Source organism: Bradyrhizobium sp., assembly GCF_049512235.1.
GTDB lineage: Bacteria > Pseudomonadota > Alphaproteobacteria > Rhizobiales > Xanthobacteraceae > Bradyrhizobium.
This window is the reverse complement of record NZ_JBEKXH010000027.1, coordinates 1-21,183: the sequence shown is the minus strand read 5'-3', so window position 1 is coordinate 21,183 and position 21,183 is coordinate 1. Positions and strand designations below refer to the sequence as shown.

At 62.9% G+C, this 21,183-nt stretch carries 20 protein-coding genes; 3 read left to right on the top strand and 17 right to left on the bottom strand.

Annotated features, from left to right (window positions below; translation table 11 throughout):
- Positions 1-210: 210 nt before the first annotated feature.
- The 3 genes from ABSG20_RS04430 to ABSG20_RS04420 are packed head-to-tail and all read right to left on the bottom strand — an operon-like array spanning position 211 to position 2,285.
- Positions 211-690, bottom strand: a complete 480-nt coding sequence (locus tag ABSG20_RS04430; RefSeq protein ID WP_423863274.1) for a VOC family protein — start codon at positions 688-690, stop codon at positions 211-213.
- Between the two features lie 8 nt (positions 691-698).
- Positions 699-1,715, bottom strand: a complete 1,017-nt coding sequence (locus ABSG20_RS04425; RefSeq protein ID WP_423863273.1) for an alpha/beta hydrolase — start codon at positions 1,713-1,715, stop codon at positions 699-701.
- Between the two features lie 48 nt (positions 1,716-1,763).
- Complete coding sequence (locus ABSG20_RS04420) at positions 1,764-2,285, bottom strand: cupin domain-containing protein (protein WP_423863272.1); 522 nt, start codon at positions 2,283-2,285, stop codon at positions 1,764-1,766.
- Positions 2,286-2,410: 125 nt separating this feature from the next.
- On the opposite strand from ABSG20_RS04420, the gene ABSG20_RS04415 reads away from it, so the two are divergent.
- Positions 2,411-2,626 (top strand): CsbD family protein, encoded by a 216-nt coding sequence (locus ABSG20_RS04415; protein WP_423863271.1) that lies wholly within the window; start codon positions 2,411-2,413, stop codon positions 2,624-2,626.
- A 72-nt stretch (positions 2,627-2,698) separates the two neighbouring features.
- Here ABSG20_RS04415 and ABSG20_RS04410 read toward each other — a convergent pair whose 3' ends face one another.
- From ABSG20_RS04410 to ggt, 10 genes are all read right to left on the bottom strand, one after another.
- Entirely contained in the window at positions 2,699-3,679 is a 981-nt protein-coding gene (locus ABSG20_RS04410; RefSeq protein WP_423863270.1) for a D-2-hydroxyacid dehydrogenase family protein, read from the bottom strand.
- A 39-nt stretch (positions 3,680-3,718) separates the two neighbouring features.
- Positions 3,719-4,156, bottom strand: a complete 438-nt coding sequence (locus ABSG20_RS04405) for an FKBP-type peptidyl-prolyl cis-trans isomerase (protein ID WP_423863269.1) — start codon at positions 4,154-4,156, stop codon at positions 3,719-3,721.
- 168 nt (positions 4,157-4,324) lie between these two features.
- Positions 4,325-5,158, bottom strand: a complete 834-nt coding sequence (locus ABSG20_RS04400; protein ID WP_423863268.1) for a transglutaminase-like domain-containing protein — start codon at positions 5,156-5,158, stop codon at positions 4,325-4,327.
- Positions 5,159-5,309: 151 nt separating this feature from the next.
- Positions 5,310-5,486 (bottom strand): low affinity iron permease family protein, encoded by a 177-nt coding sequence (locus ABSG20_RS04395; protein WP_423863267.1) that lies wholly within the window; start codon positions 5,484-5,486, stop codon positions 5,310-5,312.
- Positions 5,487-5,645: 159 nt separating this feature from the next.
- Entirely contained in the window at positions 5,646-6,110 is a 465-nt protein-coding gene (locus ABSG20_RS04390) for a DUF4142 domain-containing protein (protein ID WP_423863282.1), read from the bottom strand.
- A 249-nt stretch (positions 6,111-6,359) separates the two neighbouring features.
- Complete coding sequence (locus ABSG20_RS04385) at positions 6,360-7,250, bottom strand: SDR family oxidoreductase (protein ID WP_423863266.1); 891 nt, start codon at positions 7,248-7,250, stop codon at positions 6,360-6,362.
- Positions 7,251-7,275: 25 nt separating this feature from the next.
- Entirely contained in the window at positions 7,276-9,567 is a 2,292-nt protein-coding gene (locus ABSG20_RS04380) for a xanthine dehydrogenase family protein molybdopterin-binding subunit (protein WP_423863265.1), read from the bottom strand.
- A gap of 2 nt (positions 9,568-9,569) precedes the next feature.
- Complete coding sequence (locus ABSG20_RS04375; protein WP_423863264.1) at positions 9,570-10,586, bottom strand: FAD binding domain-containing protein; 1,017 nt, start codon at positions 10,584-10,586, stop codon at positions 9,570-9,572.
- 5 nt (positions 10,587-10,591) lie between these two features.
- A complete protein-coding gene (locus ABSG20_RS04370) occupies positions 10,592-11,230 on the bottom strand; it encodes a (2Fe-2S)-binding protein (RefSeq protein ID WP_423863263.1) in 639 nt (212 codons plus the stop codon).
- A 697-nt stretch (positions 11,231-11,927) separates the two neighbouring features.
- Positions 11,928-13,514: a gamma-glutamyltransferase gene (gene ggt, locus ABSG20_RS04365; RefSeq protein ID WP_423863262.1), complete on the bottom strand. Its 1,587-nt coding sequence runs from the start codon at positions 13,512-13,514 to the stop codon at positions 11,928-11,930.
- A gap of 251 nt (positions 13,515-13,765) precedes the next feature.
- Here ggt and ABSG20_RS04360 point away from each other — a divergent pair, with 251 nt between their 5' ends.
- The gene (locus ABSG20_RS04360) at positions 13,766-13,972 is read left to right on the top strand and encodes a SlyX family protein (protein ID WP_423863261.1); all 207 of its coding nucleotides are present in this window, start codon (positions 13,766-13,768) and stop codon (positions 13,970-13,972) included.
- Positions 13,973-14,465: 493 nt separating this feature from the next.
- On the opposite strand, the gene ABSG20_RS04355 is transcribed toward ABSG20_RS04360, so the two are convergent.
- From ABSG20_RS04355 to ABSG20_RS04340, 4 genes are read right to left on the bottom strand one after another with little or no spacing between them, the layout of a single operon-like run.
- The gene (locus ABSG20_RS04355) at positions 14,466-16,076 is read right to left on the bottom strand and encodes a GMC family oxidoreductase (RefSeq protein WP_423863260.1); all 1,611 of its coding nucleotides are present in this window, start codon (positions 16,074-16,076) and stop codon (positions 14,466-14,468) included.
- A gap of 56 nt (positions 16,077-16,132) precedes the next feature.
- Positions 16,133-17,476, bottom strand: a complete 1,344-nt coding sequence (locus ABSG20_RS04350) for a c-type cytochrome (RefSeq protein WP_423863259.1) — start codon at positions 17,474-17,476, stop codon at positions 16,133-16,135.
- Positions 17,473-19,650 (bottom strand): xanthine dehydrogenase family protein molybdopterin-binding subunit, encoded by a 2,178-nt coding sequence (locus ABSG20_RS04345; protein ID WP_423863258.1) that lies wholly within the window; start codon positions 19,648-19,650, stop codon positions 17,473-17,475. Before ABSG20_RS04345 ends, ABSG20_RS04350 begins: the two co-directional genes overlap by 4 nt.
- 9 nt (positions 19,651-19,659) lie before the next feature.
- Positions 19,660-20,121, bottom strand: a complete 462-nt coding sequence (locus ABSG20_RS04340) for a (2Fe-2S)-binding protein (RefSeq protein ID WP_423863257.1) — start codon at positions 20,119-20,121, stop codon at positions 19,660-19,662.
- Between the two features lie 210 nt (positions 20,122-20,331).
- On the opposite strand from ABSG20_RS04340, the gene ABSG20_RS04335 reads away from it, so the two are divergent.
- On the top strand, positions 20,332-21,183 hold an 852-nt coding region (locus ABSG20_RS04335), incomplete at its 3' end, for a molybdopterin-dependent oxidoreductase (RefSeq protein ID WP_423863256.1).

The following is a 21,183-nucleotide window of genomic DNA, read 5'->3' as shown; positions in this document are numbered from 1 at the left end:
TCGTCTGTTCGGCTTATGCACCGCGGTCCTGACCATGGTCGGCGCACATCGGCGCCGGCCAGATCGCACGCGCAAAGAACATTGCTTGGACCAGCAGCCTGGTCGGATTGTCGCTGACCGAATCCATCGGCCTGTTCGTCGCGATATTTCCGACTCTTTGGCTGTCAGGCACGTTCTGGCGCAGCGACAAGGCGTGAGCGCGTCCGCGTTTCAAACGCCCTCACAGGCCTTTCGCAGCGCGGCGATGTCGAGCTTGACCATCTGCAACATCGCCTGCATCGCGCGCTGTGCGCCGGCGCGATCGGAACCGCCGAGCATTTCCGGCAGCACCGATGGCACGATCTGCCAGGACAGGCCATAGCGATCCCTGAGCCAGCCGCAGCGCTCGACCTTCCCGCCATTGGACGACAGCGCATCCCACAGCCGATCGACCTCGGCCTGATCGGCGCAGTCGATCTTGAACGAGATCGCACGGGTGTACTCGACCCGCGTGCCGCCGTTCAGCACCATCCAACGCTGGCCGGCCAGCGTGAATTCCACCACCAGCACGGTACCGGCCTTGCCGGCGGGACCGTCGACCGGGTTCTTCTGGACCTTCTCGATGCGCGAATCCGGCAGCAGTGAAACATAGAAGTTCGCAGCCTCCTCGGCCTCGCCGTCGAACCACAGGTAGGGGGAAATCTTGGACACCGCCATTCTCACGTCGCGATTGGCGTCGGCATGGTGAGGAACGCGCGCGTCACGTGCCAGAACAATTGCCGGTTGGTGGCAAGCGTGACCGAGTGGGCGGTTCCCGGAAGAATCACGAATTGGCGGTCGCCGTTCGGCAGAGAATTGAAAAATTCTTCGAGGTCGGCGACGCTGGCAATACCGTCATATTCGCCGCGCACCAGAAGCACCGGCGCAAGCACCTTCTCAGGCTTTACCACCGGCAGATTCGTGGTCATGTCGAGATAGGTGCCGGTCGGAACCTGGTCGCCGAATTGCATTTCCGCGTCCGCCAGCGCCTCGACCGCGGCGGGGTCGCTGGTGCCCGGTCTATCGCGGGTGGCGATCGAGCGGATCATGTCGCGATCACGTTTGCGCATGTTGTGGGAGCGGTAATAAGCCAGCTGTTCGGCGCGTTTTGTCAGGGTTGGCGAGCCCTCGCCCTTGTAGGTGAACGCGGCCAACACCAGCCGGTCGGCGCGCTCGGGCGCCGCCATGGCATAGGCGCCGGCGCGCAGCGCGCCGGAGGACTCGCCGAGGAAATGAAATTTTTGCCGGCCGGTTTCGCGCGCGACGACATCGACCGCCGCCTTGAGGTCCTCAACCCCGCTGGCGATATCGGAATTGCCCGCGGTCCGCCCCGACTTGCCGTAGTTTTCGTGGTCCATGGTCCAGCAGTCGAAACCATGGCGGGCGAATTCATCCATGACCGAATATTCGCCGTGGCCGGGCACCTTGAGGTCGAATACCCGCGAGGAGACCGAGGAGCCATGAACAAAGAATACGACCGGTCGTGAAGGCTCTCCGGTCTTTGGCGCCCCGAGCCGCTTGCGATAAATCCAGAGCAGAATATCGCCTTTCCTGGTCCAGTATTCGCTGCTCCAGATATCGCCGGGTTCCAGGGATTGCGCGCCCGCACCGCTTGCGGACATGGCGCCGGCAACGAGACCAAGCCCCGCGCCCTTGATGACCGCGCGCCGCGCCAACCTGGTATCGTGATGTTCCATGATGTTCTCCATATCGTGGTGCCACAGCAGCCGATTTCTGGCTTTGACCTACTTTCCCTCTGCCGGATCGCGGTGCACCGGATCGACCCACAGCACTGTTTCCGGTTTCTCCACCGGCTCGATGTCCAGATTGATCGCCACTGCCTGGCCGTCGCTGCGCACCAGCACGCATTCCAGGACCTGGTCCGGACTGGCGTTGATCTCCTGGTGCGGAACATAGGGCGGGATGAAAATGAAATCGCCCGGACCCGCTTCCGCGGTGAATTGCAGATGCTCGCCCCAGCGCATCCGCGCCTGGCCTTTCACCACGTAAATGATGCTCTCGAGGTGACCGTGGTGATGCGCGCCGGTCTTGGCGTCGGGCTTGATGGTGACGGTGCCGGCCCACAACTTCTGGGCGCCGACGCGGGCGAAATTGATCGCGGCCTGGCGGTCCATCCCGGGGGTCGAGGGCACGTTGGGATCGAGCTGGTTGCCGGGAATGACGCGAACGCCATCGTGCTTCCAGCGCTCGGCGCCGTCGTGATCGTGCCAATGACCGGAATGGGGATCGTCGCGAGAACCTGCCATGCTTCCGCCATATCTCTTCGAGTCAACGTTACCGAAAACCGTGATCGCAAACCAGACGGAATCAGGAACTTCTGCTGCGTCCCGGACTTGTCAGAAACAAGCTCCATGCAGCAAAGGAGAGTTCCATGGGCAGCACGGCAGACAAGATCAAGGGCACCACCAACGAAGCCATCGGCAAGGCCAAGCAGGGCGTCGGCCGGGCCACCGGTTCAGACAGGCTGGAGGGCGAAGGCACCATTCAGGAAATCAAGGGCAAAGGGCAGAAGGCCCTTGGCGACGCCAAGCAAGCTACCAAAGACGGCGTGAACAACGCGGCCGCGGCGGCCAACAAGAAACTCTGATCGACGCAGATAGGTGAATAGCAAGAAGACCGGTCCGTCGGGCCGGTCTTTTTTCTTGGCTGCAGCAATGGCTCAGTGCCGCTTGCCGATTGCACCGGGATTGACGACATTGGTCGGCGCACCCTTGGCGTAGGCGACGATCTGGTCGAATATATCCGTGAACTGGATTTCGTATTCGTCGCGCGTGACGTAACCGATGTGCGGGGTGCAGATCACGTTGTTCATAGACAGCAGCGGATCGCTGCTGTCGCGAAGCGGTTCCTTCTCATAAACATCCACCGCCGCCAGCCCGGGCCGGCCGGCGCGCAACGCATTCACCAGCGCGTTTGGTTCAATCAATGGCGCGCGGCTGGTGTTGACTAGCAATGCGGTCGGCTTCATGCGCGCGAGGTCGACGGAGGTGACAATGCCGCGCGTCGCATCGACCAGCCGCATGTGCAGCGACAGCACGTCGCACTGCTCGAAAAATGCCGCTTTGCCGCTTGCGGGCTCAAAGCCGTCGGAACGCGCCTGCGCCAGTGCCGGCTCGCGCGCCCATACCAGCACCTTCATGCCGAACGCCTTGCCGTATCCGGCGACGACGGCACCGATCCGGCCATAGCCGTAAATCCCGAGCGTCTTGCCGCGCAGCGTGTGACCAACGCCGATCTGCCAATTGCCCGCCTGCAACGCCGCCATTTGCTGTGGAATCGCGCGCGCCGCTGCCAGTACCAGCCCCCATGTCAACTCGGCGGCGGCGTAGGACGGCGTGTCCGCATGCTGGCTCGACGACACCATGATGCCGAGCCGGGTACAGGCTTCGACATCGATATGGGGATAGACGCTGCGCTGGCTGATCAACTTCAGTTTCGGCAGCCGCTCCAGCACGGCGCCGCGAATTTGTGTGCGCTCGCGGATCAGCACCAGCACTTCGGTATCGTGCAACCGCTCCGCGAGTGCGTCGGTGTCCTGAACGTGATCGTTCCAGATCGCGACCTCGTGCCCCGCAAGTTTGCCGAAGCAGGGGAGCGTGCGCACCGTGTCGAAATAGTCGTCGAGGATGGTGATGTGCACGGCTGCACCTCCGTTCATTTCCTCGCGGCGGACCGACGCTTATCCCTTCACGCCAAGCAGTTCGACGTCGAACATCAGCGTCGCGTTGGGCGGAATGACCCCGCCGGCGCCGCGGGCTCCGTAGCCGAGGGTGGGCGGAATGATCAGGGTGCGCTTGCCGCCGACCTTCATGGTGGCGACGCCTTCATCCCAACCGGCGATCACCTTGCGTTGCCCGATCGGAAACTCGAACGGCTCGTTGCGGTCGACCGAGCTGTCGAACTTCTTGCCTTTCTTGCCACCCTCATAAAGCCATCCGGTGTAATGCATGACGCAGATCTGGCCGGGCTTCGGCGTCGCGCCGGTGCCCACCGCGGAGTCGATCATTTGCAAGCCTGAAGCCGTGGTCATGGTTTTTCCCGCGGTCTGGGCCGCTGCTATGGTCGGTACGCACACCAATGGCGTTGCAGCGATCGTCACAGCAATCGCCGCAATCATCGATATCCTTGCAGGCTGGAGGCGTCGCATCCCCAGGGCAGCTTCCGTTGTGAGACGAAAAGTGTCTAGCGCACCGCCGCCGACGTTGCCACCCCATCGGCCAACAAAAAACGGCCGGGCTGGCGATCCCAGTCCGGCCATTGATCGCACGTGCGGATTTCAAGGCAATCAGGCGGCTTTGGATACCCGCGCCGTCTGCGTGTTCTCCTCGGTGGTGACGCAGAACCTGACCAGCTGCACCGTGCCGAAGTTGGTGGAAATTGCGACGTCGGCGGCATCGCGGCCGCGCGCCATGACAATGCGGCCGATCCGCGGATGATTGTGGCGCGCGTCGAAGGTGAACCAGCGCCCGTCCAGATAGACTTCGAACCAGGCGCTGAAATCCATCGGCGCGGGATCGATGGGAACGCCGATGTCGCCGAGATAGCCGGTACAATAGCGCGCCGGAATGTTCATGCAGCGGCACAGCGTCACGGCAAGATGCGCGAAGTCGCGGCAGACGCCGATACGCTCCTCGTGGCCTTCATAGGCAGTGCGATCGCTTCGCGCATGCTGATAACCGAAGCAGATGCGGTCATGGGCATAATCGCAGATCGCCTGCACACGCTGCCAGCCCGGCGTCACGCCGCCGAACAGCGCCCAGGCCAGATCGGAAAGTTTCTCGGTATCGCAATAGCGACTGCCGAGCAGGTAGATCAGCACATCATCGGGCAGCTCGCCGACCTCCAGCTGCCGCGCGTCGGGCGCGACCTGATCGGGCAGGCCGCTGTCAGCGATCAGAAATTCGTTGCGCATTTCGATCAGGCCGGCCGGCGCGGTGATACGCGTGCAGGTATTACCGAACATATCGATATAGTCCCGCGCCTGAACGTCGGGCGAGAACAGGATCTTGTGTTCGCTCAATAGATCGGAAACCCGCGCCGGCTCAATGCTCAGCATGAGGACCATCGGAGTTTCCTGGAAGCATTGAAAGGCAATGTCATAACCGGCACGAATTTCCACGTGTTCTCTCCTCGGGATCGACAAATGTGAGCGGCTCAATAGTGACGAAATAAGCCGGAAACGCGGCATTCGTTCCCGCTGAACGGCTTGACCCCGTTGCGGAAATTTGAGGCAGCGGCGCAGGCATGACAGCCATGCCTGACTGATCGTATCAGGCGCGCGTCCTGCGTACTTCTTCGTTGCGGTGGCGCACGATCATTTCAGGTTCCTGTTCGTCGAGCTGCGTGAGTTCCGATCGCGCGGCATTGTTGACGCGCAAGAGCTCGTCCAGCTTGGCATGCAGTGCCAGATTATCCCGCCGGTTGGCGCGCTGGATGAACAACGTCATGACAAATACCGCTAACGTCGCCACCGCGTTCAGTCGAACGTTGTGCGATCAAATATCAGCCATAACGAGGCGTAAATGAGCACCACAAGGAAGGCGGCGGGATGTCCCGCCGCCTGTCCGATATTTGTGGTCCAATGTGTCTTGAGGGGCGACGCCAAGCTATTTCTTCAGGTTCTCGGCCATTTCGAGGTGATGCCTCAGGGTCGGGAGGGTTTTGCCGGCCCAGTCCTTGAGGTCGGCGTTATCGCCGCCCTTGGCGTAGCGCTCGAACAGCGACACCGCGTCCTTGTGGGCGCTGACCTGTTTCGAATCGAAATCCGAGCTGAATTCCTTGCCGCTCTCGCTTTTCAATGTATCGAGCTTGCTCTGGTGCGAACTGTCGAGCGCGGTCGGCAAGTCCGCCTTCACTTCACCGGCGCCCACCAGATGCTTGAGCTGGTCCGAGGTCTTGGTGTGGTCGGTGACCATCTCCGCGGCGAAGGTTTTCTCCGGCGCGTTGCCCTTGTCCTCCGCAAGCTTGCTCGATTCGATCTCGAACATGTCGGAGATCGCGACCTCCTTGACGAAATCGGCCGTGCTAGGGCTGATGCCGAGGATTGAGTCCACGCCGGTCTTTTCGCCCATGGACTGGGCCAGTGCCGAACCTGCGAGCAGCAGGCAGCCGAGCGCAACGACTGATCCCTTGATGACGGTGTGTTTCGAACGCAGTGCCACTTTATCCTCCTCAGAAAACGAGAGCCCGAAACGGGCCGCGCCATCAACATTTCGCAAACAGAGCTGTTCCCCCCCAACGGCCAAATTTGGCAGCTGGCGCCGTCGGGCTGCCACGCCATCGCCTGCCCCCGGTACCCCGCGCGCCGGGAGTCCCCAGGGTCAGGGCTGGCCAGAGCCGCCCGCGGAGCCATAGACCTGCCCGGTGGCGAAGCTGGCATCGGCTGCCGCGAGCTGAACATATATCGAACCGAGCTCGGCGGGCTGGCCGGCGCGGCCGAGCGGCGTCTGGCCGCCAAACTTTTCCAGCTTCTCCATCGTCGCGCCGCCGGAAACCTGGAGCGGCGTCCAGATCGGCCCCGGCGCGACGCCGTTGACGCGGATGCCCTTCGACGCCAGTTGCTTGGCGAGAGACTTGACGTAGTTCATAGTCGCGGCCTTGGTTTGCGCGTAGTCGTATAGATCGGGCGACGGATCGTAGGCCTGCTCGGACGTCGTGCCGATGATGACCGAACCTGGCTTGAGATGCGGCAGCGCCGCCTTGATGATCCAGAACGGGGCGTAGATGTTGGTCTTCATCGTGGCGTCGAAATCCTCCGTCGTCAGATCGAGGATCGAGGCCCGCTCCTGCTGCCGACCGGCGTTGCAGACCACGATGTCGAGACCGCCAAGGCCCTTGACAGCCTGATCGACCAGCGACTGACAGAATTTTTCATCCCGGAGATCGCCGGGGATCGGCAGACCAATCCGTTCCTCCGCCTTGATCAGTTCGATGACTTCACGCGCGTCCGGCTCTTCGCTCGGAAAATAGTTGATCGCGACATCGGCGCCCTCGCGCGCATAGGCGATTGCCGCCGCACGCCCCATGCCGGAATCGCCGCCGGTGATCAGCGCCCTGCGTCCGGCCAGCCGGCCGGAACCGCGGTAGCTGGTCTCGCCGTGGTCCGGGCGCGGATTCATCTTGCTCGCAAGTCCCGGCCAAGGCTGCGACTGCTTTTTGTAAGGCGGCCTCGGATACTTGTCGGTGGGGTCCTGAAGCGCTTGCTGGCTCATCGGTGTATCTCCTTGAAGGCTAATCCTACACGTCCAGATTTTCCAGACGCACCGGCAGCTTGCGAATGCGCTGGCCGGTGGCATGGAAGATCGCATTGCAGACCGCCGCGTTGGTTCCGACATTGCCGAGTTCGCCGAGGCCCTTGACGCCGGCCGGATCGATCTGGTCGTCGGTTTCGGACAGCAGGATGACCTCGACACTGCCGATGTCGGCATTCACCGGCACCAGATAGTCGGCCAGATTGTCGTTGACGTAACGCGCATGGCGCTCGTCGAGCTCGGTCGCCTCGTGCAGCGCCGCCGACATGCCCCAGATCAGTCCGCCCATCAGCTGACTGCGCGCGGTGCGCGGGTTCATGATACGGCCGGCAGCAAAGGCCCCGACCAGTCGCGGCACGCGAATCTCGTGCGTCCATCGGTTGACCCGCACCTCGACAAACTCGGCGCCGAATGCATAGGCGATCTTGTCCTTGAACTCGCTGCCGCCGACCATCCGCATCTTACCCTGATGCATGGCGTGCAAGGCATCGACCGGCGCCCCCTCGGGCTTCCATTCGCCATACTCCTCGATGACGCCGAAGCCGAGCGCATCAAACGCCTTTTCCCGATCAAGCGGCCGGCCGCTGTTCGCCGCCTGGGTGCTCGGCGTCTGTCCGAGGCCGATGGTTTCCTTGGCCTCGTCGATGAGGCTTTCTTTCGGCATCAGCGCCTTGAACAGCCGCTGCCTGATCTGGTCGCAAACCATCATGACGGCGGAGCATGTGCTGGCCGTGGAATTTGAACCGCCAGCCACCGGAGCGGGCGGCAGATCGCTGTCGCCGAGCTGGACGGTCACTTTCTCAAAGGGCACGCCGAGCCGTTCCGCGGCCTCTTGCGCAATCACGGTGTAGGCGCCGTTACCGATCTCATGGCCGGCAATCTCCACCCGGGTGCGGCCATCGCGCTGCAGCCGAATACGCGCCGCGGCAGGCGCCATCTGGGTGGGATAGCAGGTGGTGGCGCAGCCATAGCCGATCAGCCAGTCTCCGTCCGACATGGATTTCGGCTCCGCGCTGCGTTGCTCCCATCCGAACGCCTTGGCGGCGGCGTCGAAGCAGGCCATCAGCGAGCGCGATGTATAGGGCTTGCCGTCGATCGGCTCGCGGGTGGTGTCGTTGATGCGGCGCAGCTCGATCGGGTCCATCTTCAACTGCACGGCAAGTTCGTCCATCGCACTCTCGAGCGCGAACATATAGGGCACTTCCGGCGGTGAACGCATGAAGCCGGGCGTGTTGCGGTCCGCGCGCACGATCGACACCAGGCTTTCGACGTTCGGGCAGCCATACAGGCGGGTCGTGGTCTTGGTCCCCCCGACGACATAGGCATCGGGCCGCGACGAAATCTCGGCGCCTTCGTGGCGCAGCGCGGTCAGCTTGCCGTCGCGGCCGGCTCCGATCTGGATCTGGTGACGCGTCTCGGCGCGGTAGGTCGCAATGGTAAACCCCTCGGCGCGGCTGGCGACCAGCTTGACCGGACGCCCGAGCCGGCGCGCGATGCTGGCGATGATCGCGGTCCGCGGCGTCATCGAGCCTTTCGAGCCAAAGGCGCCGCCGACATAGGCATTGATGACCCTGACCTTGTCGGCGTCGATCCCGAGCTGCTCGGCGACGCCGTTTTTGAGGCCATAGACGCATTGTGTGGGTTCGTAGATCGTCAGGCTGTCGCCATTCCAGGCGCAACTGGTGGCAAACAGCTCGATTGGATTGTGGTGCTGAGGTGGCGTCTCATAGGAAGCGGTCACCTTCACCTCGGCATCGGCGAATGCCCTGGCGAAGTCGCCGACCTGCGGATCTTTCTTGAACTGGGAGCTCTGTCCCTTGGCGGGCGCCGACGTCGTTCCCGGCGAATCGAAGGTCGCCGTCGGGTTGGCCGCGGTGTAATTCACCTTGACCGCCTGCGCCGCCTGCCGCGCGGCTTCAAAGGTTTCCGCCAGCACGACGGCTATGATCTGGCCGGCCTGCGCGATCTCGGCCGACTTCAGCGGCTGAATGGTGGTGGAAGCGTAGCCGCCATCGCTGAAGAGTTTTGCCTCCTTGAGCTGCTCGGCGTTCTCGTGGGTGACGATATCAATCAGGCCACGCACCTGCTTTGCCGCGGCGAGATCAAACCCGTCAACGCGGCCCTTCGCAATCGAGCTGGTGACCAGGCACGCATAGGCCGGATTCATCAGCGGTACATCCGCGGCATATTCGGCCTTGCCGGTGACCTTGGGAACGGCGTCGTAACGGGGGATCGGCTGCCCCATATTGGCTTTCGGCTCGGGAGCGGCAATCGACATGATCAAACCTCCATCGCTGCGGCCTGGTGCAGCGCGCGCGCCACCACGCGCTGGCCGAGCGCAATCTTGAATGCATTGTGCTTCCTGCCCTTGGCGCCGGCGAAAGCCGCCTCGGCCGCGCGCTGCGCGAGGCCGTCGTCGAATTTCTGGCCCCTCAGCTGCGCCTCCGCCTCGCGCGCGCGCCAGGGTATGGTCGCAACACCGCCGAGCGCGATCCGGGCATCCTGCACGACGCCGTTCTGGACATCGAGCGCGACGGCCGCGGAAGCCAGCGCGAATTCATAGGACTGCCGGTCGCGCGCCTTCAGATAGACCGAGCGCGGCCAGCGTCCGGAAATAGTGAAGGCCGAGATCAATTCACCCGGGGAAAGCGTGGTCTCCAGCTGCGGCGTGTCGCCGGGCGCCTTATGCAATTGCGCGAACGGCATGGTGCGAACGCCGGACTTTCCGGTGATCTCGATCGCCGCATCGAGGGCGATCAGCGCCTGCGCCAGATCGCCGGGATAGGTGGCGATGCAACGCTCTGACATGCCGAGCACGGCGTGGCTGCGATTGAATCCTTCCATCGCAGCGCAGCCCGATCCCGGATTGCGCTTGTTGCAGTCGGCGTAGCTGACGTCGCGAAAATAACTGCATCGGGTACGCTGCAGGACGTTGCCGCCGAGCGTTGCCATGTTGCGGAGCTGGGCGCTGGCGGCGAGCCTGAGCGCCTCGGCGATCACGGGATAGTTGCGCTGGACATCCTGGCTGGCGGCGACATCCGACATACGCGCCAGCGCGCCGAGCCGCAGGTTTCCGCCGTCGAGATTGATGGCGGACCACGCCGCGGCAAGCGGATTGATGTCGACCAGGGTCGCGGGCCGCATCACGTCGAGCTTCATCAGGTCGATCAGCGTGGTGCCGCCGGCGAGCGGTTGCACGGAGGCTTCGGTAAGCGTGCTATTGCCGGTCGCGGCGGCAGCCAGCGCCTGCAGCGCGGACGAGGCATCCGTTGCCCTCTGATATGCAAAAGGTCGCATGCGGCTTAGCCTTTCTGCTGGCCTGAAATAGCTGGAGCGGCCTGCTTGATGGCCGCGACGATGTTCGGATAGGCGGCGCAGCGACAGAGATTGCCGCTCATATATTCGCGGATGTCGTCGTCATTGCCGGCATGGCCCTCCTTCACGCAGGCCACCGCCGACATGATCTGCCCTGACGTGCAATAGCCGCACTGGAAGGCATCATTATCAATGAAGGCCTGCTGCATCGGATGCAGCTGGCTACCCTTGGACAGTCCTTCGATGGTGACAATCTCCTGCCCTTGCGCCGCGAGCGCCAGCGTCAGGCAGGAGACGACGCGGCGGCCGTCGATCATCACGGTGCAGGCCCCGCATTGGCCGTGGTCGCATCCCTTCTTGGCTCCGGTCAGGCCGATATGTTCGCGCAGCGCGTCAAGAACCGTCGTGCGGGAATCGATGTTGAGCGGCTTGTTCGCGCCGTTGACGCGCAGCGTGACATCTACGGGCAACGAGGGGTCCTGCCCCGCGGGTGGCTCGACGGCTGCTCCGGCAGCCCTGGCCGCGAGCGGCGCGACGGCAGTTCCCGCGGCGGCCGCGATGAATTTGCGCCGGTTGAAACCCCGGTTCGCAGATGTGGGGTTCGCAGATCTGGTCTTGTCGGTCATGGACGGCCTCCGCCGCGGGAACTGGGAGCAGCGCACATATGCGGCTCTTAGGTCTGCTAACGACAACCGAGATGTCTGGTTCCGAATGTTTTGCGCAGCGTCATCGCGCTGCGACGACGTTTGGAATGTTCAAAAAAGATGCAATTGGCCCACGGATTGAAGCCCCATATGGATTTCGTCATACCCCGCGAAAGCGTGGTATCCAGTACGCCGGGATCTGTCGGCTGACGTCGGCGATTACTGGATCGCCCGCCTTCGCGGACGATGACGAGCAAGCAGCAAATCGCCCGCAGGAGCGCAGCGATACGGGAACTGCGGGAGCGAGGTGACCCCAGATATCCCTTCGCTTATTCGCACTACGTGTACAGCGCAATTGACGTATTCGAGCGCTCAGACAGACTTTACTATCGAAATCGCCTGGTAGCAGTCGAAACACATAAAAATGTAGACCATGCCGCAGTCGGCAATACAGATATCGTCATTGACTGAGTCAAGTTGACCGTAGAAGGTCATCTTTCCATGACCGCCGGCACAGCTCGGCCATTGTTCGCTTTGTAGGAACTGCGGCTCTCCACCAAGTTGATGCCTGTTCCCAATTTCTTTCGATGCCCATTTGAATCTTGGCAAATGTCGAGCCTCATCATTGAGCGGCTCAAGGGTCAATCTAAACGGAGGTACGCTTTTCATCACCGAACGCTCAATATCCCAGCGCGCAGCCGTCCTTGCGCGGGTCGGAGCCGCCGGTCAGCGTGCCCTTGTCCCAGTCGATCCAGATTGCCTGACCGCCGCCGAGCGGCGGCACCACGCTCGTGGTCTTGTGCCCGAGCTTCTTCAGGCCTTCGACGACATCGGCGGGAACGCCGTCCTCGAGCTGATAGACGCCCTCATAGTGCAGGCCGCGCGGCATATCGATGGCCTCCTGGACGTCGCAACCATAGTCGAGGATGTTGGTCAGGACGTGGACCTGCCCGACCGGCTGGTACTGGCCGCCCATCACGCCGAACGGCATCTCGGCCCGGCCGGCCCTGGTGAGGAGTCCCGGAATGATGGTGTGCAACGGCCGCTTTCCAGGCGCGATACAATTGGGATGGCCGGGTTCAATACGGAATCCGGCGCCACGGTTTTGCAACAGAATGCCGGTCTTGTTGGAGACGATCGCCGAGCCAAAGGAATGCGCGATGGAATTGATGAACGAACAGACGTTGCGGTCCCGGTCCACCACGGTGATGTAGACCGTGGAGGGATTCATCGGCGGCTTCACGTCAGGCAGATCGAGCAGCCGGTCCATCCTGATCTTGTCGCCGTATTGATCGGCGAATTCATTTGTCAAAATCCTGACCACGTCGACATTGGCAAAGGCAGGATCACCGATATGCTGCTCGCGCATCATGTAGGCGATCCGCGCCGCTTCGGCTTCGAGATGAAAGCGCTCGACGCTGAGCGCCGGGAACTTGGTCAGATCGAACCGCGACAGAATGTTCAGCATCACCAGCATGGTAATGCCCGGGCCATTCGGCGGGCACTGCCAGACGTCGTGCCCCTTATACAAGGTGCCGATCGGGGTGGTTGTTTCCGTGGTATGCGCGGCGAAATCTTCCAGCGTATGCAGGCCGCCAATGCCGCGCAGGGTCTCAACCATGTCCGCGGCGACGGCGCCCGTATAAAACGCATCGCGGCCGTCTTTGGCGATGGCCCGCAGCGTCTGGCCCAGTTCGGGCTGCCGGATCACGTCGCCGGCGAGCGCAGGCCTGCCATGCGGCAGCAGATAGCGCTCGGTGTTGGTGCCGTTTTTTAATTTCTCGAACTGGTTCTTCCAGTCGAACGCGATGCGCGGCGCCACCACGTAACCTTGTTCGGCGGCCTTGATCGCCGGCTGCAGCAGGCTGTCGAGGCCCAGCTTGCCGTGATCGCGCAGGATGGTCGCCCAGGCGTCGACCGCGCCGGGAATGCTGACGGCGTGCGCCGAGGTCAGCGGGATCGCGTGCAGGTTGCGTTCGAGATACCATGAGGCTTCGGCGGCCTTCGGCGCGCGGCCCGAGCCGTTATAGGCAACGATCTTGCCCTCGCCTTTAGGCTGCACCAGCGCAAAACAATCGCCGCCAATCCCGGTGGATTGCGGCTCGACCACCGCGAGCAGCGCACTCGCCGCCACTGCAGCATCCACGGCGGTGCCGCCGGATCGCAGCACCTCGATCGCCGCCAGCACGGCCAGCGGATGCGACGTCGCCACCATCGCATTCTCGGCGTGGACCGTCGACCGGCCGGCGAGATGGAAATTCCTCATGCCAGGTTGCTCACTTTTGGTGTTGTTGTTTCACGGGCCTTCCCGCCGATAAAGTCCGCCGATCAGCCTGCAGGTACTTGGCACATTTGGGCCGCGCCGGGCAATGCTGGAGACGCCCATCGCCGACACGGCGTCGTCCTTCGAGAGGCGGCCTGGCGGCCGCCACTGGGGATGGCGATGAGATACCTTCCCCCCTCGCAGCGCTCCTGGTAAACCCGCCGCCATGCCCTGCCAGATGAAATGCAATTGCGATGAGTGATGTGAAGACGCTCAGCGACCGGCTCGACGCGCTCGAAAGCCGGCTTATGTTTCAGGACGACACCATCGAGACGCTCAACCAGACCATCACCGAACAGTGGCTCATGATCGACGCCCTGACGCGCCAGCTCGCGAGCCTGAGCGAGCGCCTGCAGGACGCCGAGGCGCCCGCCACCAGCGAACCGCCACCGCATTACTGAACCGGTGCTGCAACCGAGTTGAGAAGCGAAACGAACGCGAAAGCCTGTATCGGAAACGGCGATCCGCCGCCGCCAGTGCACGGGACCGGGCACAACTGGCGCGGGATATTTGCGCCGCATGATCAATATTGGGCAGACAAAGGCCGCAACTTCGGATCGAGTGGTATCAATGGCGATGCGATTCCATGCTCACCGCCAGGGTAATTGGCGGTGCTCCGAATGTAGATTCAGACCCCAGCCCGTCTGGAATTTGCAATTCGGGGCATTCGCCGGACCTTTTCGCCAGGCCGGAGGACTGTGCGTCGAAGGTCCCATAGCAGAGACGACCTTGATGGTCGCTCAAATCCTCTGGCCGTCGCGACAACGATACCGGTCGCGCAGGCAAAACGACAAGATGGCCGGGACAGCATTCCGCTTCCCGGCCTTTTTTATCGGATTTTTCCTGAACCGATGCCATCCGTGGAAGTCGCGGCTGCCGCTTTGTCCCGCAGCGCTATTGCGCATCCTGCAGAATCATGTCGGAGGCTTTTTCCGCGATCATGATGATGGCCGCGTTGGTATTGCCCGATACCAGGTCAGGCATGACCGAGGCGTCGACCACCCGGAGGCCGTCGATCCCGCGAAGGCGAAGCCGCGCATCGACGACAGCAAGAGGGTCGCTTCCCATCCGGCAGGTCGACGTCGGATGGTAGATCGTAGTGCCGCGCGCACGGCAGTGGTTCAATAGCTCCTCATCGCTCGATACCCCAGGCCCGGGATCGACTTCCTCGACCACAAAGGACTTCAGCGCCGGCGCCTGCAGTATCCTGCGCAATATCTTCAGGCCCTCGACGTTGGCGGTGCGATCGGCCGCGGCCGAGAGATAATTGATGCGTATTTCCGGAGGCGCCGTCGGGTCGGCACTGCGGATGCGAAGCGAGCCGCGGCTTTCGGGGCGCAACTGACAGACCGAGGCGGTGAATCCGGAAAACGAATGCAGCTTCTCTCCCATCTTGTCGGTGCTGAATGGCAGAAAGTGAATCTGGATGTCAGGTGTCGCGAGCCGCGGACTGGTCTTGAAGAACGCTCCTGACGTACCTGCGGCGATGGTCAATGGCCCCTTTCGGAAGGCCGCATATCGGGCGGCTGCCAACATCCGCCGCAGCGGACTATTGACGACGTCGTTGAGCGTGATGCTTTGCGCACAGCGCATCACCACCCTGACCTGCATGTGATCCTGCAAATCATGCCCCACCCCCGGCGCATCGAGCACGACATCGATGCCGTGCTTGCGCGAGAGCTCGCCCGGGCCCACGCCGGAAAGCTGCAATAACTGCGGCGAATTATACGCGCCGCCTGAAACCAGGATTTCTTTTCGTGCTCGCGCTATGCGCACCGACCCCGCCTTGTGGTACTCGACCGCCACGGCACGCCGTCCGTCGAACACGACGCGCTGTGCCAGCGCCGAGGTTTCGATCCTTAGGTTGCTGCGGCCGCGGGCGGCACGTAGATAGGTTACCGCCGTGCTCGCTCTTCTTCCGCGCCACGTCGTGGTCTGGAAAAATCCGGCGCCTTCCTGAGACGCGCCGTTGAAATCGGGATTGAGCGGTATGCCGGTCTCCGCCGCGGCGGCAATGAAGGCCGCCGACAGCGGATCGGCATGTCGGATATCGGAAACCGGCAGCGGACCGCCCACCCCGTGGAAATCGTCGCCGCCGCGTTGCTGGTTCTCGGCTTTCTTGAAATACGGCAGCACATCGTCATAGCCCCAACCGCTGTTTCCGAGCTGGCGCCAGCGATCGTAATCCTGGGGCTGACCACGAACATACAGCAAGCCGTTGATCGAACTCGAACCGCCCAGCACCTTGCCGCGCGGTTGAAAGACCGTTCGCCCGCAAAGCCCCGGTTCGGGCTCGGTCTGGTACATCCAGTTGACGGTCTTTTCCTTGAACAGCCTGCCATAGCCGAGCGGCACATGGATCCAGAGGTTGGAGTCCTGCGGACCGGCTTCGAGCAGCAGCACCGCATTCTTTCCGTCCGCGCTCAGGCGATTGGCGAGCACACACCCGGCCGAGCCCGCGCCGACGATGACATAGTCGAAATCGAAATTTTCGGAAGCACACATCGTCGGGTTCAAGGATGGCGGCGCACAGGGATGGCGATGGCTAAGAATACGTCGCGCTAACGCGATGTCTGCTTTCGCAACTCGGCCACGTCCTGGGCGGTGAGCCCCGATCCCTTGCTGCCGAAGCGCGCCGTGACGTAATTGGCCACAGCCGCGATCTCGACATCAGAATAGGCGCCGCCAAAGGCGGGCATCGAGACGGCACCCTGGGTATGGCGCTCGGTGCCGGAGATCACGATCTGAGCGACATTTGTCGCGCCGGGATCGTTGACCGCTTCGGCGCCGGTCAGCGTCGCGAAGGGTGAAATCGCGCTTTCGCCGCTCCAGCCGTGGCAGCTGGCGCAAGCGCCCTCGAACACCATCTTGCCACGCGGATCCGATGTGCCGCCGCCCTGCTTGTGTGAGGCGGGTGCCGGCGGCGCCGGGCTCGCCGGCAGGTCGGGCGACGCCATCGCGGGCACGCTGCGCAGATAGGCCACCACGGCGCGAATATCTTCCGGCGCCAGCTGGCTGAAGCTGCGGTCCACCGCCTCACCCATCGGCCCCGAGGCGGTGCCGTGACCATCGGCATGTCCGATCGAAAGATAGGCGATGAGATCGTCGTCGCGCCAGCCGCCGATGCCGGTGGACTTGTCCGAGCTGATATTGAAGGCACGCCAGCCCGCGGTCACCGCGCCGGCGAATTTCCGGCGGTTGTCCAGCGCAAAGGCCAGATTTCGCGGCGTGTGGCATTCGCCGCAATGGGCCAGCGCCTCCGCCAGATAGGCGCCCCGGTTCCATTCCGGTGTTTTCGAGCTATCCGGCTCGAAGCGGGTATCTCGATTGAACAGGACAGACCAGAAGTTCAAGGTCCAGCGCTGGTTGAACGGAAAGCCAAGCGTGTTGTCGGGAGCCGGCGCGTGCACCGGCGGCAGGCTGAACAGATAGGCCTTGATCGCCAGCGCATCGGCGTCGGTCATGGTGGAATAGGACGTAAACGGCATCGCCGGATAAAGCCGTGCGCCGTCGCGCCTGATGCCGCGGTGAACTGCATTGAGAAAATCCTGATCGCTGTAGTTGCCGATGCCGGTCTCCTTGTCGGGCGTGATGTTGGTCGAGTACAGCGTGCCGAAAGGCAGCCTGAACCCCAAACCGCCGGCATAGGCCCTGCCGCCCGCGCTGGTGTGGCAGACCATGCAGTCCGCCGCCCGCGCCAGATAGGCACCGCGTTCCACGAGGCTCGCCTTGGCGAGCGAAGCCGGGGTACCGGTAGGATCGCCGGCTTTATAATCCGTCAGCGCCACCTTCGGACCATCCGCAAAACCCATAGGACCGGGGCCACGCAGGATCCAGACTCCGGCGGCCAGCACCACCACGACGATGGCGACAACGCTGAAGAGAATGCGACCGGCGGCGCTCATGATTTCTTCTGCGCAGCTATCATGGCACGGTCGATGGGAAGCCTGCGCAGCGCGACGCCGGTGGCGGCGAGAATCGCGTTGCGCAGCGCCGGTGGGCCTGCCGTCACGCCGGTCTCGCCGATGCCGCCGGGCGCCTCGCCGCTGTTGATGACATGAACCTCGATCTTCGGCGCCTGATCGATCCGCAGCATGCGGTAATCGTTGAAATTGGATTGCAGCACGCGTCCCTTGTCGATGGTGATCTCGCCGTAAAGTGCCGCGGTCAGGCCGAAGATCAGGCCGCCTTCGACCTGCGCCATGATCGTATCGGGATTGACGGCGATACCGGTATCGACCGCGGTGGTAACTCTTCGCAGATTTACCTCGCCCTGTTCGTCGACCTCCGCTTCCACCACGGTGGCGATGAAGCTGCCGAACGACGGCTGCGCGCTGACGCCGCGTCCGACACGCGCGGCGAGCGGTTGGCCCCAATTGGATTTCTCCGCCACCAGGTCGAGCGCGGCCTTGAGACGCGGATTTTTTGTCAACATGCCGCGACGGAAATCAACCGGATCCTTGCCCGCTTTGCGGGCGAGTTCGTCCATGAAACACTCAATCGCAAACACGTTGTTGTTGGGACCGACGCCGCGCCAGAAGCCGGTCGGCACTGCCGGTGGTTCGGCGCGCACATATTCGACATGGAAATTGGGAATGTCATAGGGCATGTCGACCGCGCTATCGACGGCATCGATGTCGATGCCCTTCTGGAAAGCGGGCGGCAGCCAGCGCGCCAGGATGGACGAACCACAGACACGATATTTCAAGCCAACGATCTCGCCATCCGACAGCGTCGCGGCAATGGTGTCGCGATAAACCGGGCGATAGACGTCGTGCTGGATGTCCTCCTCGCGCGTCCACACCACTTTGACGGGTCCATCGACATGCTTGGCGATGCGGACGGCCGCGACGACCATGTCGGGCTCGAGCTTGCGGCCGAAGCCGCCGCCGAGCAGGTGGTTGTTGACGATCACTTTCTCAACCGGGAGCCCAACAGCCTTCGCCGCTTCCGACTGCACCCGGGCCATGATCTGGGTGCCGGTCCAGATTTCGCAAGCGTCGGGCTTGACATGAACCGTGGCGCTCAACGGCTCCATCGTCGCATGCGCGAGAAAGGGAAGCTCATACGAGGCGTCCAGCCTCTCGCCGGTTGAAAGTCCCTTGGCAATATCGCCTTCGGACTTGGCGACGACACCGTCCTTTTCACTGGCGGCGCGCAAATTGTCCCAGATGTCCTTCGAGCTGATGCGCGAGTTCTCGCCCTCATCCCAGCTCACGACCAGGGCATCAAGGCCTTTCATGGCCGCCCACATGTGATCGCCGACGACTGCGACCATATCCTCCAGCACGACGATCGTCCGCACGCCCGGAATTTTCGCGGCCGCGCTGTCATCGACCTTGCCGACCTTGCCGCCAAATACCGGGCACGCCGCCAAGGTGGCGAACTTCATGCCGGGAAGCATCGCATCGATGCCATAGACCGTCTTGCCGTTGACCTTGTCGGGCGTGTCAAAGCGCTTCAACGGCTTACCGATCAGCACGAAATCCCTGGGGTCCTTGAGCGCGACATCCTTGGGCGGGGCGAGCGCGTTCGCGGCATCGACCAGCGCGCCATAGGAAAGCTTAACTCCGCTCCCCGCATGCGTGACCTCGCCATTCGATGTCGTGCAGCTTGCCGGCTCGACCTGCCATTGTTGCGCCGCGGCTTGAACAAGCATGGCGCGGGCTGTGGCGCCGGCCGTGCGGAGCGGTTTCCAAAAGGCCCGGACTGACGTCGAGCCTCCTGTGGCCTGGATGCCGAACACCGGATTGGCGTAAAGCTTCTCGTTGGCGGGGGCATGTTCAAGCACTACAGATGAAAAATCCGCATCCAGTTCTTCGGCCAGGATCATCGCCACCGCGGTATAGATTCCCTGCCCCATCTCGACCTGCGGCATGACCAGCGTGGTCTTACCGGAGGCATCGATGCGGATGAAAGCATTGGGCGCAAACTTGCCGTCGGTCTGGTCCGGCGGCTGCACCGGCTCGTTGACCGCGCCGACGGGAAGATGGAATGCGAGCAGAAACCCGCCGGCCAAACCGCCGGTCAGCACAGCGCGGCGCGAAAGCCCGTCGGTGATCTTCTCGGCGACTGCCATGATCCGCTCCTACGACTGACGTTGCGAGGCCGCGCGCTTGATCGCCGCGCGAATGCGGACGTAAGTGCCGCAACGGCATATATTGCCCGCCATCGCGGCGTCGATGTCGGCATCGTCCGGATTGGGCGTCGTCGCAAGCAGCGCGGCGGCCGACATGATCTGGCCCGATTGGCAATAGCCGCACTGGACCACTTCGAGATCGAGCCAGGCCTTCTGCACCTTGGCGCCGAGCGGCGTGGCGCCCACGCCTTCGATGGTGGTGACGGCGCGATCGCGCACCGCGCCGACCGACAGCATGCAGGAACGCACCGGCTTGCCGTCGATATGGACCGTACAGGCGCCGCACTGGGCAATGCCGCAGCCGAATTTCGTGCCGGTCATGCCGAGCAGGTCACGCAGAACCCAGAGCAGCGGCATGTCGGGCGGAGCCTCGAACGACTTCTGTTCGCCGTTGATGGTCAAGTTTGCCATGGCGGACCCAATTTCTGCATTACACTCGCGGCCCGCTGAAACAGTGCCTCGGGCCTTCCAAGCTGGCATAAGCACCAAAAACGATATTCCAGATCGCGGGGCTCGTGAACGCCCGGGCCGATCAACTTCCTGATATCAGGGTGACCGGAGGCCGGCGGCATCGAAGCTGGTACGCTTGATCGGCGGTCATCCGGCAAAAGGAGTCCATCCATGCCAGTAAATGTCCCAGGCGTGCGTCGGGTGCAAGGTTACTGCGGCCTTTGCATCGCACGTTGCGGCACTGTTGCGACCATCACCGATGGCAGCTTCACAATTCTTGATCCGGATCCTTCGCATCCTACCGGCGCGGCCATTTGCGCCAAGGGACGAGCCGCTCCCGAGCTGGTCTATCACAAGGACAGACTGAAACAGCCGCTGCGTCGGACGCGGCCGAAAGGCGAGGCCGACCCCGGATGGGAGGAGATTTCCTGGGATGCGGCGCTCGACCAGATCGCCGCCGCCATGCGCCGCATCGCCGATCGGCACGGACCGGAAGCGGTTGCCTTCAGTCAGTCGTCCGGGTCGACAACCGCCATCGCGGATTCCGCCGGGTTCGTTCGAAGACTGATGAATGCGTTTGGGACGCCAAACCTGGTTTGGCCGCTGGACTTGTGCGGCTGGGGGCGCGGCTTTGCCACGCGCTACGTCTTTGGTGTCGGCAGCGTCGCGATCGGCAGCGCAGGCGGCGCCATGGCGGACATCGCCCATACCGGCTGCCTGATCCTGTGGGGCTATAACCCCTCTTTTTCGCGCATCACACACGCCACCGCGACAGTTGCCGGGCTGAAACGGGGCATGAAACTGATCGTGGTTGATCCGCGCAATGCCGGACTTGCCAACAAGGCCGACCTCTGGCTGCGCGTGCGGCCGGGAACGGATGGCGCGCTCGCATTAGGTCTGGCCAACATCATGATCGAGCGCGGATGGTACGACCGGGAATTCGTCCGCACCTGGAGCAACGGACCTCTGCTGGTGCGCTCCGACACCAACCGATTGCTGAAAGCCGAGGACCTCTGCCCCGAT

What these genes read in the sequence shown, in the direction of transcription:
- ABSG20_RS04375 (WP_423863264.1), bottom strand. Translation starts at nt 10,586, where the DNA reads ATGCGACCTTTTGCATATCAGAGGGCAACGGATGCCTCGTCCGCGCTG.
- ABSG20_RS04355 (WP_423863260.1), bottom strand. Translation starts at nt 16,076, where the DNA reads ATGTGTGCTTCCGAAAATTTCGATTTCGACTATGTCATCGTCGGCGCG.
- ABSG20_RS04425 (WP_423863273.1), bottom strand. Translation starts at nt 1,715, where the DNA reads ATGGAACATCACGATACCAGGTTGGCGCGGCGCGCGGTCATCAAGGGC.
- ABSG20_RS04415 (WP_423863271.1), top strand. Translation starts at nt 2,411, where the DNA reads ATGGGCAGCACGGCAGACAAGATCAAGGGCACCACCAACGAAGCCATC.
- ABSG20_RS04345 (WP_423863258.1), bottom strand. Translation starts at nt 19,650, where the DNA reads ATGGCAGTCGCCGAGAAGATCACCGACGGGCTTTCGCGCCGCGCTGTG.
- ABSG20_RS04385 (WP_423863266.1), bottom strand. Translation starts at nt 7,250, where the DNA reads ATGAGCCAGCAAGCGCTTCAGGACCCCACCGACAAGTATCCGAGGCCG.
- ABSG20_RS04395 (WP_423863267.1), bottom strand. Translation starts at nt 5,486, where the DNA reads ATGACGTTGTTCATCCAGCGCGCCAACCGGCGGGATAATCTGGCACTG.
- ABSG20_RS04405 (WP_423863269.1), bottom strand. Translation starts at nt 4,156, where the DNA reads ATGATTGCGGCGATTGCTGTGACGATCGCTGCAACGCCATTGGTGTGC.
- ABSG20_RS04370 (WP_423863263.1), bottom strand. Translation starts at nt 11,230, where the DNA reads ATGACCGACAAGACCAGATCTGCGAACCCCACATCTGCGAACCGGGGT.
- ABSG20_RS04380 (WP_423863265.1), bottom strand. Translation starts at nt 9,567, where the DNA reads ATGTCGATTGCCGCTCCCGAGCCGAAAGCCAATATGGGGCAGCCGATC.
- ABSG20_RS04390 (WP_423863282.1), bottom strand. Translation starts at nt 6,110, where the DNA reads ATGGGCGAAAAGACCGGCGTGGACTCAATCCTCGGCATCAGCCCTAGC.
- ABSG20_RS04420 (WP_423863272.1), bottom strand. Translation starts at nt 2,285, where the DNA reads ATGGCAGGTTCTCGCGACGATCCCCATTCCGGTCATTGGCACGATCAC.
- ABSG20_RS04340 (WP_423863257.1), bottom strand. Translation starts at nt 20,121, where the DNA reads ATGGCAAACTTGACCATCAACGGCGAACAGAAGTCGTTCGAGGCTCCG.
- ABSG20_RS04360 (WP_423863261.1), top strand. Translation starts at nt 13,766, where the DNA reads ATGAGTGATGTGAAGACGCTCAGCGACCGGCTCGACGCGCTCGAAAGC.
- ABSG20_RS04350 (WP_423863259.1), bottom strand. Translation starts at nt 17,476, where the DNA reads ATGAGCGCCGCCGGTCGCATTCTCTTCAGCGTTGTCGCCATCGTCGTG.
- ggt (WP_423863262.1), bottom strand. Translation starts at nt 13,514, where the DNA reads ATGAGGAATTTCCATCTCGCCGGCCGGTCGACGGTCCACGCCGAGAAT.